The organism is Methylobacterium amylolyticum, assembly GCF_030700245.1.
Classification (GTDB): domain Bacteria; phylum Pseudomonadota; class Alphaproteobacteria; order Rhizobiales; family Beijerinckiaceae; genus Methylobacterium.
Genome location: NZ_JAUYZI010000088.1, coordinates 1 through 12,840, shown reverse-complemented (window position 1 = coordinate 12,840; position 12,840 = coordinate 1). Strand labels below are relative to the sequence as shown.

The 12,840-nt window shown below is 66.4% G+C and carries 12 protein-coding genes and 1 pseudogene; 10 read left to right on the top strand and 3 right to left on the bottom strand.

The window, feature by feature from the left end:
• Window positions 1–616: 616 nt before the first annotated feature.
• The 10 genes and pseudogenes from Q8W71_RS31140 to Q8W71_RS31095 all read left to right on the top strand — a co-directional run.
• A complete protein-coding gene (locus tag Q8W71_RS31140; protein ID WP_305529237.1) occupies window positions 617–874 on the top strand; it encodes a type II toxin-antitoxin system prevent-host-death family antitoxin in 258 nt (85 codons plus the stop codon).
• Window position 875: 1 nt separating this feature from the next.
• Complete coding sequence (locus Q8W71_RS31135; RefSeq protein ID WP_305529236.1) at window positions 876–1,298, top strand: hypothetical protein; 423 nt, start codon at window positions 876–878, stop codon at window positions 1,296–1,298.
• A 243-nt stretch (window positions 1,299–1,541) separates the two neighbouring features.
• Complete coding sequence (locus Q8W71_RS31130; protein WP_305529235.1) at window positions 1,542–1,712, top strand: hypothetical protein; 171 nt, start codon at window positions 1,542–1,544, stop codon at window positions 1,710–1,712.
• 117 nt (window positions 1,713–1,829) lie between these two features.
• On the top strand, window positions 1,830–2,072 hold the full coding sequence (locus Q8W71_RS31125) for a type II toxin-antitoxin system VapB family antitoxin (RefSeq protein ID WP_305529234.1): 243 nt from the start codon (window positions 1,830–1,832) through the stop codon (window positions 2,070–2,072).
• Complete coding sequence (locus Q8W71_RS31120; protein WP_305529233.1) at window positions 2,072–2,467, top strand: type II toxin-antitoxin system VapC family toxin; 396 nt, start codon at window positions 2,072–2,074, stop codon at window positions 2,465–2,467. Before Q8W71_RS31125 ends, Q8W71_RS31120 begins: the two co-directional genes overlap by 1 nt.
• A gap of 641 nt (window positions 2,468–3,108) precedes the next feature.
• Window positions 3,109–3,432: a DUF736 domain-containing protein gene (locus Q8W71_RS31115; protein ID WP_305529232.1), complete on the top strand. Its 324-nt coding sequence runs from the start codon at window positions 3,109–3,111 to the stop codon at window positions 3,430–3,432.
• 270 nt (window positions 3,433–3,702) lie between these two features.
• Window positions 3,703–4,725, top strand: coding sequence for an ArsR/SmtB family transcription factor (locus tag Q8W71_RS31110; protein WP_305529231.1), 1,023 nt, complete (start codon window positions 3,703–3,705; stop codon window positions 4,723–4,725).
• 69 nt (window positions 4,726–4,794) lie between these two features.
• Window positions 4,795–5,712, top strand: a complete 918-nt coding sequence (gene metF, locus Q8W71_RS31105) for a methylenetetrahydrofolate reductase [NAD(P)H] (protein WP_305529230.1) — start codon at window positions 4,795–4,797, stop codon at window positions 5,710–5,712.
• A gap of 239 nt (window positions 5,713–5,951) precedes the next feature.
• Window positions 5,952–9,692 (top strand): methionine synthase, encoded by a 3,741-nt coding sequence (metH, locus tag Q8W71_RS31100; RefSeq protein ID WP_305529229.1) that lies wholly within the window; start codon window positions 5,952–5,954, stop codon window positions 9,690–9,692.
• Between the two features lie 184 nt (window positions 9,693–9,876).
• Window positions 9,877–10,127 (top strand): annotated as a pseudogene (locus tag Q8W71_RS31095) (transposase); the annotation flags it as partial.
• 7 nt (window positions 10,128–10,134) lie between these two features.
• Here Q8W71_RS31095 and Q8W71_RS31090 read toward each other — a convergent pair.
• Genes Q8W71_RS31090 through Q8W71_RS31080 form a run of 3 tightly spaced genes read right to left on the bottom strand, consistent with a single transcriptional unit; the run spans window position 10,135 to window position 12,212 of the window.
• Window positions 10,135–10,761: a hypothetical protein gene (locus Q8W71_RS31090; protein WP_305529238.1), complete on the bottom strand. Its 627-nt coding sequence runs from the start codon at window positions 10,759–10,761 to the stop codon at window positions 10,135–10,137.
• Window positions 10,758–11,165, bottom strand: coding sequence for a hypothetical protein (locus Q8W71_RS31085; RefSeq protein ID WP_305529228.1), 408 nt, complete (start codon window positions 11,163–11,165; stop codon window positions 10,758–10,760). Before Q8W71_RS31085 ends, Q8W71_RS31090 begins: the two co-directional genes overlap by 4 nt.
• Before the next feature lie 30 nt (window positions 11,166–11,195).
• Window positions 11,196–12,212 (bottom strand): hypothetical protein, encoded by a 1,017-nt coding sequence (locus Q8W71_RS31080; protein ID WP_305529227.1) that lies wholly within the window; start codon window positions 12,210–12,212, stop codon window positions 11,196–11,198.
• Window positions 12,213–12,840 lie beyond the last annotated feature (628 nt).

Below are 12,840 nucleotides of genomic sequence, written 5' to 3'. Positions count from 1 at the left end.
TCTACGTCGCGGTGATGCACGCCCTCGTGCGCGGCTTCGTCGAGATGGGCTGCGTGCGGCGCGACGCCCGCGTCAGCGTCGTCAACGGGCCGGTCGGCCGGATGCGCCAGGACCTGCGGGCCTGGCTGGCGGCCGACGGCTCGTGCGGGGGCCGGCCGTGACCGGGCGCCTCGGGCACAACGGCGGACCGGCGATCGAGGAGCCGGCCGACACGCGTCCCGCCCAGTGCAAGCACTGCCGGCACTGGAAGGTGCCGTCCGAGGGCGAGCGGCAGGCCTACGAGGCCTTCCGCCTCGGCCTGTCGGCGGCGCCGGGTCCGGCGGCCGACCGGCGCCTGCGACCGCGTCCTGATCGGCAACAGCCGGGTCCCGGCGTTCTCGGCCACGGTGGGCGAGTTCGGCTGCCGCAACTACGAGGCCGCCCTTCCGCCACCGATGCCGCAGGGCCGTGGCTACATCACGATCTGGCGGAACGGTCGCGTCGCCTGGCAGGGATGTGAGGAGATCCCCGCCCGTTTCCTCCAGGACGATCCCGACCTGTGGAGGCCTTGCCCGCCCGGCGAGATAGCGTCCGGACATGTTATCTGTATAATCTGTATAACCCAAAGGAGTGCAGGATGCCGGACAAATCCGTCACCACCGCCGAGTTCCTCCGTCACTTCGGCCGCTACCACGACGAGGCGCGCCTGGCGCCACTGACCCTGACCAAGCACGGCCGGCCGTCGCTGGTCGTGCTCTCGGCCGACACCTACCGGCAGCTTACCGAGCAGGCCGACCCGCGCCGGGCCTTGGCCGCGGGGGAGACGCCGCCGGAGCTGGCTCATCTCATCCTGGCCGAGCTCGACCGCCAGTCGGCGGAGCACGGGGGCGACTAGGATGGCGAACCCCTTCCCGTCGGGCTCGGTCATCACCTACCCCTACCTGTGGCGGTGGCAGCGCGCGGAGGGCCGGTTCAACGCGCCCAAGGACCGTCCGACTTGCTTGGCCGTCACCATCCCGGATCAGGCTCAAGGGCTGACCCACCTCGTCCTGCTGGCCATCTCCGGAACCCCGCCGGGCGAGAGGCAGGCCGCCCTCGAGATCCCGTTGCTCGAGCTGCGACGCGCCGGCCTGTCGACGTTGAAACGCGGCTGGATCACGGTCAGCGAATACAACTACGACGTCGCCGAGCGATCCTTCCACCTCGACCCGAACCAGACGGCGCGCGGCTCGTTCGGGCCCGGGTTCATGAACCAGATCCGGGCCGCGATCCGCCCGCTCTTCACCGCCGCCCAGGGCCGGATCGATCGAACCCTGTGACCGCATTTCGCTATGATATCGATATCCTGACGATGGCACGCCCGGCCGGCGGTGGACGACCCCGCTCTCTCGCAGCAACCCCGATAGGCCGTCGCGGGCCTTCCACGATCAACCCGCAAGGGGTCCGCTCCGCAAGCGGGCGGCCGCTCCCGGCTTCGCCTCCCGCGGTGATCGCGGCCGCTCCCGGCCTCCTGGGGCGCTGTCGAGCGGGGATCGCCCCGCTCCGTCAGGAGCAAGACCCCGATGGCGACCGAACTCGGCCTCGCGCACCGCTACGCCCACAGCCTCGCGCAGACCCTGATGGTCCCGGTCACCGTGTTCCACTCCGAGGCCGGCTACGCCGTCGTCACCCCGGACGAGTACGAGGGCGATCCCGCCGGCGTCGTCACCGAGTTCGACCCCCACGAGGGCTGAACCCTCGCCCTGGGCAGGGCGAGGCCTCCCCCTCTCACCACCGAGCCGCACGGGCTTGCCCAGCGTCCCGCATCGGATATCCTGCGTGGATATCCTCACTATCCGATTGGGATAGCCATGGCGCTCTTCGTCAAAGACCCGCAGGTCGACGCCCTCGCCCAGGAGTTGGCGTCCCTCATGCGCACCACCAAGACCGAGGCGGTGCGCCTCGCCTTGCGCGGCGAGATCGAACGCGAGAAGGGCCGGCTCGACCTCGTCGCCCAGTCGGTCGCTTTCGCGCGGGGCTTGCGTGAGCGCGCCGGACCCAACCCCCAGCCCGTCGACAAGGCGTTCCGCGACGGAGTGTACGGAGATCCGTGATGTTCGTCGATGCCTCCGCGCTGACCGCGATCCTCGCCGGCGAGCCCGACGCTCCGGCCCTCGTCGCGCGCCTCCAGCAGGCCCGCCAGCGCCTGACCTCGCCGCTCGCGGTCTGGGAGACCACGATCGCGCTCGCCCGCATCCTCGACCTCCCGCTCCCCGAGGCGCAGCAGGCGGTGCGGGACTACCTCGCGCTCGCCACGATCCAGGTGGTCGCCGTGTCGCCCAAGGCGGCCGACGGCGCGATCGAGGCGTTCGATCGCCTCGGCAAGGGCCGCCACCCGGCCGGGCTGAATTTCGGCGATTGCTTCGCCTACGCCTGTGCCCGGAGCTACCGGATGCCGCTGCTGTTCAAGGGAAACGACTTCGCCCTGACCGACATTTCCGCGGCGTAGACTTCGACCATGCGCGCGGAACAAGCCGTCGCGAACGGCCGCGGCACCGGAAACGAGCGGCATCTCGGCCGCGAGCGGACGTAGCGGGCAGCGGTGCCGGAGCACGCGATCGTCGGGGTTCCCTGCCCCGCCGGGGAGACCGGCCGGTGTCCGCAGGAACCGGCGCCATCGTCGTCATGGATGCTCGAGCGGAGTCGTCCCACACGGCGAGCGACCGGCACACCGGCCCTCCTCGGCGCAGGCGCGGCAGGCGGCAGGGGCCTGGCCCGGCGGGCGCGGCTCCCGCCCGGTTGCGCCGTCGAGCCGGGCTCTGGGGGAGCAGTCACGAAGCCATCAGCCTGAGGGAGAGGCCATCCGAGCCGGTCAGGGTTGCTCTCGCCAGCCGGTGCCGGGCCGCCACCCAGGGCCTCGTGGATGGACGGTTCTATCCGGGTCGCCCGGGACCACCGCAACCGCGGGCCCCGGGTTTCTTCCCTGCCGCCTGGAGGCGTCTCCTCGCGGGACAAGAAACCCGTTCCCCTGCCGTCCTCCGCTCCGCTTCGGCCCGCTGCGCGGGTGCGGCGCCGGGCAGCCTCCGGCTCGCCGACCGCCATCGAGGCCGCAGGGGCGCGGTCGAGAGCAACCGGACGAGGAGAGACACCATGGCGACCATCGGCACCTTCACCCAGACCCAGACCGGCTTCACCGGCGCGATCACCACCCTGACGATCCAGGCCAAGAAGGTCGCGATCGTGGGGGCGAGGGAGCGCAGCGGCGAGACCGCGCCGACCCACCGCATCTACCTGGGCAAGGCCGAGATCGGGGCGGGCTGGGCCAAGCGGTCGCAGGAGGAACAGGACTGCATCTCGATCAAGCTCGACGACCCGAGTCTGCCGGCGCCGCTCTACGCCGCCCTCTACGGCGAGGAGGACGGCAAGACTCACGCCCTGATCTGGACCCGCTCCACCGGCCGCCGCCGGGACTGATCTTGGCCATCGCCGCCCCGCCTCCGGGCGGGGCGGGATCGCATCCGCTCAGCTTGGCCGTGTTTAGGGCTACTGAGGGTGGGTAGCGGAACTCGGCGGTACGTGCCCGGCGTCGCGCGAGGGCGGATGGCGCCTTGCGTCCGGTCGATCGACACGGGCGGCCGTTGCGGGTCCGGACGGGGCCACGGCCGGAAACCGCCACACCGCGCCCAAACGCCGGCGCGCCGATTTCGCTTGCGTCCCCCGCGGAACGCACATAAACATATCTTTATGTCTCTCGATCGCGACAGAGCGCAGGGCGAATCGATCCCCTTCCCGGAGGCGCTGGCCGTGCTGCGCGCCGCCGCCGAGGAGACGCGCCTGCGCATCCTGGCGCTGCTCGCCGAGGGCGAGCTGTCGGTCTCCGACCTCACCGACATCCTCGGCCAGTCGCAGCCGCGCATCTCGCGCCACCTGAAGTTGCTGGTCGAGGCCGGCCTCGTCGAGCGCCATCGCGAGGGCGCCTGGGCGTTCTTCCGGCTGGCGGAGGCGCGCGCCCGGCTCGCCGACCCGCTGGTGGCCGGGCTCGACCGGGGGGCGCCGCCGCTCTCCGAGGACCGGGCGCGGCTCGACGCGGTGCGGGTGCAGCGGGCGGAGGCCGCGCAGACCTTCTTCGCGCGGCTCGCGCCCAAATGGGACGAGCTGCGCTCCCTGCACGTGCCCGAGGCGATCGTCGAGGCGGCGGTGCTCGACGCGCTGGGCGACCGGCCGCTCGGCAGCCTGCTCGACCTCGGCACCGGCACCGGCCGGATGCTGGGGCTGCTGGCGCCGCGCGCCGCCCGGGCCACCGGGCTCGATTCGAGCCACGCCATGCTCTCGGTCGCCCGGGCCAACCTGGAGCGGCGGGGGCTCGCCCGGGTCGAGCTGCGCCAGGGCGACATCCACGCGCCCCCTTTCGCCCGCGGCGGCTTCGACCTCGTGATCGTGCACCAGGTGCTGCACTACCTCGACGACCCGGCCCGCGCCCTCAAGGCCGCCGCGCGCCTCGTGGCGCCGGGCGGGCGGCTGCTGGTGGTCGACTTCGCACCCCACGCGCTCGAATTCCTGCGCACCCAGGCCCACCGCCGCCTCGGCTTCTCCGCCGAGCAGGTGGCGGGCTGGCTCACCGAGGCGGGCTTGCCCGACGTGACCACCCGCGACCTCGCGCCGTCCGCGGAAGAGCCTGCCGCGGCCGACCAGCTCACCGTCACCCTGTGGCTCGCCCGGGACGCCGCGGCCCTCCGACCCGCCGAGGCCGAGCTGGCGGTCGCCTGACCGCTCCCCCGTCACACCGAACCGAAACCGTCCGAACCATCGGAACTTGAGGACGAGGATTTTTACACGATGCGCCTTTCCTCCCAACGCGCCAGCCGCGACGGCTACCACCCGATCCGGGTCTCGATCGAGTTCTTCCCGCCCAAATCCGACGAGATGGAGCGGGTGCTGTGGGGCTCGATCGAGCGGCTGGCGCCGCTCCAGCCGAAATTCGTCTCGGTGACCTACGGGGCGGGCGGCTCCACCCGCGAGCGCACCCACAACACCGTGGCGCGGATGGTGCGCGAGACCACCCTGAAGCCCGCCGCCCACCTCACCTGCGTCGGCGCGACCCGCGACGAGATCGACGCGGTGGTGCAGTCCTACTGGGACGCGGGCGTGCGCCACATCGTGGCCCTGCGCGGCGACCCGGCCGAGGGCGTCGGCCACGCCTACCGGCCGCACGAGGGCGGCTACGCCCAGACCGCCGACCTCGTGGCCGGCATCAAGCGCGTCGGCGACTTCAAGGTCTCGGTCTCGGCCTACCCGGAGAAGCACCCGGAGGCGGCGAGCCTGGACGCCGACATCGACGCGCTGAAGGCCAAGGTCGACGCGGGCGCCGACCAAGCGATCACCCAGTTCTTCTTCGACAACGAGGTGTACCTGCGCTACCTCGACAAGGTGCGGGCGGCGGGCATCACCATCCCGATCATCCCCGGCATCCTGCCGGTGCAGAACTTCAAGCAGGCGGCGAACTTCGCCCGCCGCACCGGCGCCTCGGTGCCCTACTGGCTCGCCGCCCGGTTCGAGGGGCTCGAGGACGACGTGGAGACCCGCCGGCTGGTCGCCGCCGCGGTGGCCGCCGAGCAGGTGCTCGACCTCGTGGACGAGGGCGTCAACGACTTCCACTTCTACTCGATGAACCGCTCCGACCTCGTCTACGCGATCTGCCACCTCTTGGGCCTGCGCGCGCAGGCGCCGAAGCTGGCGGCGGCCAAGGCGGCGTGATGACAGCGGCGTGATCAAGACGGCCTGAGGACGGCGGCCTGAGGAGGCTGCTTGATCCGCCCCGTCATCGCGAGCGATAGCGAAGCGACCCAGGGCAGCGCGACGCCGGACGCCGTCGCGCTCTGGATCGCTTCGCCTCCGGCTCGCGAGGACGGGTGAGCGCGGAACCGGGACCGACGATCTGGACGACACCGATGCGGCGTGGCGCCGCCGCGCGGGGACCGACAGCGAGAGACACGATGACCGATTTCCCCCCCGTCGACGGCACCGAGATCGCGGCGGCGCTCCGCCAGCGCGCGTCGGAGAAGATCCTCGTGCTCGACGGGGCGATGGGCACGGTGATCCAGCGGCTCGGGCTGACCGAGGCGGATTTTCGTGGCCCGCGGTTCCAGGACCACGCCCACGACCAGAAGGGCAACAACGACCTGCTGATCCTGACGCAGCCCGACGCGATCCGTCAGATCCACCTGGATTATTTCCTCGCCGGCGCCGACGTCTGCGAGACCAACACCTTCTCCGGCACCACCATCGCCCAGGCCGATTACGGCATGGAGGCGATCGTCCACGAGCTGAACGCGGAAGGCGCGCGGCTCGCCCGCGAGGCCGCGAAACTTGCCGAGCAGCAGGACGGCCGCCGCCGGTTCGTGGCCGGGGCGATCGGCCCGACCAACCGCACGCTCTCCATCTCGCCGGACGTGAACAACCCCGGCTACCGCGCCGTCATGTTCGATCAGGTGAAGACCGCCTACGTCGAGCAGGTGCGCGGCCTGATCGCGGGCGGTGCCGAGCTGATCCTGATCGAGACGATCTTCGACACCCTCAACGCCAAGGCCGCGGTGGCCGCCGCGTGGCAGGTGTTCGACGAGACCGGCATCCGGCTCCCCATCCAGATCTCCGGCACGATCACCGACCTGTCCGGCCGCACCCTGTCGGGCCAGACCCCGGCCGCGTTCTGGAACGCGCTGCGCCATTCCGACCCGCTGACCTTCGGCCTCAACTGCGCGCTCGGCGCCCGCGAGATGCGCGGCCACATCGCCGAGTTGTCCCGCCTCTGCGACACCCTGGTCTGTGCCTACCCGAATGCCGGCCTGCCCAACGAGTTCGGCCTCTACGACGAGAGCCCGGAGGCGATGGCGGCCCTCGTCGGCGAGTTCGCGGAAGGCGGGATCGTCAACATGGTCGGCGGCTGCTGCGGCACCACGCCGGACCACATCCGCGCCATCGCGGGGGCGGTCGCCGGCAAGGCGCCGCGGCAGATCCCCGAGGTGCCGCGCCTGATGCGGCTGTCGGGCCTCGAACCCTTCGTGCTGACCAAAGAAATCCCGTTCGTGAACGTCGGCGAGCGCACGAACGTCACCGGCTCGGCCAAGTTCCGCAAGCTGATCACCAACGGCGACTACGCCGCCGCCCTCGATGTCGCCCGCGATCAGGTCGCCGCGGGCGCCCAGGTGATCGACGTGAACATGGACGAGGGCCTGCTCGATTCGCAGAAGGCCATGGTCGAGTTCCTCAACCTCGTCGCCGCCGAGCCGGACATCGCCCGCGTGCCGGTGATGGTCGATTCGTCGAAGTTCGAGGTGATCGAGGCCGGGCTGAAGTGCCTCCAGGGCAAGGCGATCGTCAACTCGATCTCGATGAAGGAGGGCGAGGAGAAGTTCATCCACGACGCCCGCGTCTGCCGCTCCTACGGCGCCGCCGTGGTGGTGATGGCCTTCGACGAGCAGGGGCAAGCCGACACCCTGGAACGCAAGGTCGAGATCTGCACCCGCGCCTACAGGATCCTCACCGAAGAGGTCGGCTTCCCGCCGGAAGACATCATCTTCGACCCGAATATCTTCGCGGTCGCCACCGGCATCGAGGAGCACGACGGCTACGGCGTCGCGTTCATCGAGGCGACGCGCCAGATCCGACACAACCTGCCCCACGCCCACATCTCCGGCGGCGTCTCCAACCTGTCCTTCGCCTTCCGCGGCAACGAGCCGGTGCGCGAGGCGATGCACGCGGTGTTCCTGTACCACTGCATCCAGGCCGGGATGGACATGGGCATCGTCAACGCCGGCCAGCTCGCCGTCTACGACGAGATCCCTTCGGAGTTGCGCGACCTGTGCGAGGACGTGGTCCTCAACCGCCGCGCCGATTCCACCGAGCGCCTGCTGGAGGCCGCCGCCCGCTTCAAGGAGGGCGGCAGCGACAAGGCCCGGACCGCCGACCTGACGTGGCGCGAGGGGCCGGTGGCGAAGCGCATCGAGCACGCGCTGGTCAACGGCATCACCGAGTACATCGTCGCCGACACCGAGGAGGCGCGCCAGGGCGCCGAGCGGCCGCTGCACGTCATCGAGGGCCCGCTGATGGCCGGCATGAACGTGGTCGGCGACCTGTTCGGCTCCGGAAAGATGTTCCTGCCGCAGGTGGTCAAGTCCGCCCGGGTGATGAAGCAGGCGGTGGCCTATCTGGAGCCGTTCATGGAGGCCGAGAAGGGCGGCCAGAAGCGCGCCGCGGCCGGCAAGGTGCTGATGGCGACCGTCAAGGGCGACGTGCACGACATCGGCAAGAACATCGTCGGCGTCGTCTTGGCCTGCAACAACTACGAGATCATCGACCTCGGCGTGATGGTGCCGGCCCAAAAAATCCTGGAGACCGCCAAGCGCGAGAACGTCGACATCGTCGGCCTGTCCGGCCTGATCACCCCGTCCCTCGACGAGATGGTGCACGTCGCCGGCGAGATGGAGCGCGAGGGCTTCTCCGTGCCGCTGCTGATCGGCGGCGCCACCACCAGCCGGGTCCACACGGCGGTGAAGATCCACCCGGCCTACAAGAAGGGCCAGACGGTCTACGTCACCGATGCCAGCCGCGCGGTCGGCGTGGTGTCGAGCCTGCTGTCGCAGGACACGCGCGAGAGCACCATCGCGGGCGTCCAGGCCGAGTACGCCAAGGTCGCCCAGGCGCATGCCCGCTCCGAGGCCGACAAGCAGCGGCTGCCGATCGGAAAGGCCCGGGCCAACGCCTTCAAGGCCGACTGGTCGGCCTACGCGCCGAAGAAGCCGAGCTTCACCGACGCGCGGGTGTTCGGCTCCTACGCGGTCGCCGACCTCGTGCCCTACATCGACTGGACGCCGTTCTTCCAGACCTACGAGTTCAAGGGCCGCTACCCCGCGCTCCTCGACGACCCCGAGCAGGGCCCCGCCGCCCGCGCCCTGTTCGAGGACGCGCAAGATATGCTGAAGCAGATCGTGGCGGAGCGCTGGTTCAACCCGAAGGCGGTGATCGGCTTCTGGCCGGCCAACAGCGTCGGCGACGACATCGTGCTCTGGACCGGCGAGAGCCGTTCCGAAAAACTCGCGACCTTCCACGGCCTGCGCCAGCAGCTCTCCAAGCGCGACGGCCGCCCGAACCTCTGCCTGTCGGACTTCGTCGCCCCCGCCGAGACGGGGATCGCCGACTACGTCGGCGCCTTCGTCGTCACCGCCGGCCTGGAGGAGGTGCGGATCGCGGAGAAGTTCGAGCGCGCCAACGACGATTACCGGGCGATCCTGGTGAAGGCGCTGGCCGACCGCATCGCCGAGGCCTTCGCCGAGCGGATGCACGAGCGGGTGCGCCGCGAGCACTGGGGCTACGCCGCCGACGAGACTTTCTCGCCCGAGGAGCTGGTCGGCGAGCCCTATCCCGGCATCCGCCCGGCCCCCGGCTACCCGGCCCAGCCCGACCACACCGAGAAGACCACCCTGTTCGACCTCCTGAAGGCCGAGCGCCGGATCGGCGTCAGCCTCACCGAATCCTACGCGATGTGGCCGGGCTCCTCCGTCTCCGGCCTCTACCTCGCCCACCCGGAGGCGCACTATTTCGGCGTCGCCAAGGTGGAGCGCGATCAGGTCGAGGACTACGCCGCCCGCAAGGGGATGGACGTGCGCGACGTCGAGCGCTGGCTCGGGCCGATCCTGAACTACGATCCCGGGCGGTATCTGGCCCAGGCGGCGGAGTAGTTTTCTTTTCGCTATCGGGGGAGGGGCGTCCCGTCCGGTCGGCGTGTCCGAACGTCCGGTGCGATGGTTCGGGCTCGCCTCGCCCCGTCATGGCGAGCGGAGCGAAGCCATCCAGCGGCGCCGACGCCCGAGACCGCGCGCTGCCCTGGGTCGCGTCGCTGCGCTCGCGATGACGGCGCGGGCCCGGATCAACCATTCCGAGAGCTACAGCGACGGCAAGGCTTGCACCAACCAAGCTGAGGCGTTCTTCGGAAGGTTACGTAGCGCCGAGATTGGCATCCACCACCACATCAGCGGCTTCTATCTCGCCGCCTGACTGGCGAGTTGGCTTGGCGCGAGGATCACCACCGCATCAGCAACGGCGTCCAGTACCTCAGGGCGACCGCCGCTGCGCTCGCGCATCCCGTGTCGCGGCAGCGGGAGGGGTACTGGCAGCCGCAGGTTATTTATCCTGAGGATCGAAAAACAGCGCCATGGGCGTATGCCGCACCTTATAAGGAAGCCCTGATACGGGATGCTCATGCTCAGTCAGTATAATCAATGGATTTGCTGAACATCGACGAAGATCTATGTTCGCGAAACTACTTCTTAAGCAAGCCTCCCATCGCTCCATTACAAGCCTAACGTTCTGTTGCTTGCAATAGATGAGCATTCCCCCCGTATCCTGTCCAGGGGTGCCCGGAGAATAGCGCGTAACTAATTGATTAAAACCTTGCAGTAGCCAGTCATACCCCGTCGCAATTTTCGCTTCGCCGAGCCACAAAAAGTTATCTGCGTTCTCAATTGCTATATCACAATGGCCGCCAATATCTTTATCGTGACTTGCCTCAAAGCCCATGAGTCGTAAGCTAAGTATAAAATCGATGGTTAGACCGTCTTCATTGCGCATATGCCTGTGCTGTCGTGTCTTCTGATACTCACTAATTATCAAATCGATTGCACGCTCAACTTGCTTTAATCTATCGGCATGTGTTTTAGCCCACTGGTTTGCGAATGCTATACGCATTGCGTCGTTCTTACTGAACGACAGTTCAATTTCTCTAAGTGTATATTGGTCCCGATCGCTCATCTTAAGTTGGACATGAACCGATCAGACGGCACGTAGAAAGGTATGATCTTTGACGCAAAGTCCTCCACAGGGTTGCCGGTTTCTGGGTGAACTAATTTTCCAGTTGAAAGTGCTTCATATAGTTCGCTGGGATCAATTTCATGTTCAACATCATTCTCGTCAACGAACATAGCACAAGCATCAAGAGCAGATATATTTGAGTTTGTTAGTATTGTGATTGCCAAAACCGTCTCATCATCGATCGAGCTTTTTCCTAGAATCTCGGCGAAAGTTCCGTATGTCATAAATTGCAACTGATCCACCGGCTTTTTAACCATGTAATCAATGATAATTTGACACAATTTACCCGCGCGCTGGTCTGACCAGCGCTTTTCTAAATCAGCGCGGATGCCCTCAACGCTCATCGGTTCATTGGTTCGAAACTTTGCGATGCATCACAAGTAACTCAATATTCTACCCCGGACGTAATCATAATCGGAATGTCCCATGCATTTCGAGATGACTGCGTCGAAGAGTTGTGGATTGGCGCTGCCGCTCTCGTATGAGGTGCTGCGTAAGCTTAATTCAGGTAGCGAAAATCGGTTTGGCCCAAGTCGCCGTTGCCAAACGACGCTCAAGTTGAAGGGTTGGATAGGAAGTTCAAGGGCAGCCGATCCCCCACGATGATAAGCTTCGTCCCGCAGACACAATCTCTTCCTTCTCATTTTCTCATTTTTTAGCGAAGCAGTTGTCGTTCCAAACGATAACTCAACGACTTTTCCGTCTCGCTGACGATATATGCCATCTATCAGCGGAAACAAATTGACCGGAGTCTGCAAAACATCATAGCCAACTAATTCTGCAATCTTATTACGCACTCGCCGATGGACTTCTTCTCCAACGTTCCGACTAATACCTATTGGGTAATCGGCGCGAACTTCGACAAAATCATCGTCATTAGGCAGCCAAAGGACATCGATTGAGTGCAGCCTGCGATGCCGAACGCCAATCAGCTCATCCCATCCTTCCAATGCGCTCGCCGCGTCTTCGGGCATCTGGTCGATCTCTAATGGCTCGCGAGTAGTGACAACTCGAACTGAACCAAAAAACACAGCAAGGCCGTCGTCAAATTGGATGTTTTGAACCACTGTGGGATCAGACCCTATCTCCGCGAGATCTTCATCCTCTAGAACCATTGGAAAAACATCCTTCAGCTCTGAGGGCGGTACTTCGGTCTGCACAAAATCATTCTGCAAGCGGTCAATATCCCTGCGGGCAAGACGATAGAACCGTGTTAGTTTCTCTCCGCACATTAAATGTTGCTTGACTGCCTCAGCTAGTTCGGTCTCTTTTTCTTCTCCGGGCTCAAAGTCCGTCAATTTTAGTTGGGTTTCTACCCAGCCCTTGCCACGCGGTACTTCTTTAGACTCAAGAATCTTTTGGCCCACGCGCCACGGCATACGCAGTCGCATACTCCTAACGATCATGTCTAAAGGCACTTGCCGCTTCCTCTTCTCGCTTAGGTTGCAAGGGGAAGCAGAAATTTACCTCCGTCAACGCCTTGGGCTTTGGTCAGGGGTGTGTCGTCGATACGACCGTGCCTTTGTGTCCGGATGATGCACAAACAGCGCAGCGGATCGGTGCGCCACCTCAGGATGAAAGCGGCCTCACTCATTTAGAACATTTAGAGAACAAAGCAACCTTGAGCGTTTTCCATGATGGGCCTGCGCCATCGGACCCGTCATCGTGTCGAGGAGCGCCTGCACCACCTGCCCACGGCCGAAAGGGGCCTGCTAAATTGCGGCAGCGCGTTCCCGCCCGATGCTGATCGAGCGGCATAGGCCGCAGCCAATCGCCTCGCCAATTTTCAAGAAAAAAAACAAAAACATTGACTTTTGTCCTGAAGCGTGGTTCTGATGGGCCATCCGCTGCCCGGCGGGGCGGGGTCTTTTCGGACTTCGCCCCGCCCAGGGAGCCCCCCGGTGACCGACCGGTGGGTTCGGGTGGCGGGGCGGTGCCCGCGTCGGCGACTTCGGTCGTCGCCGCCCCGGGCGGCGCGTCCGGTGCGGGACGGCTCGGGTGCGGGCATGGAGGCAGGGG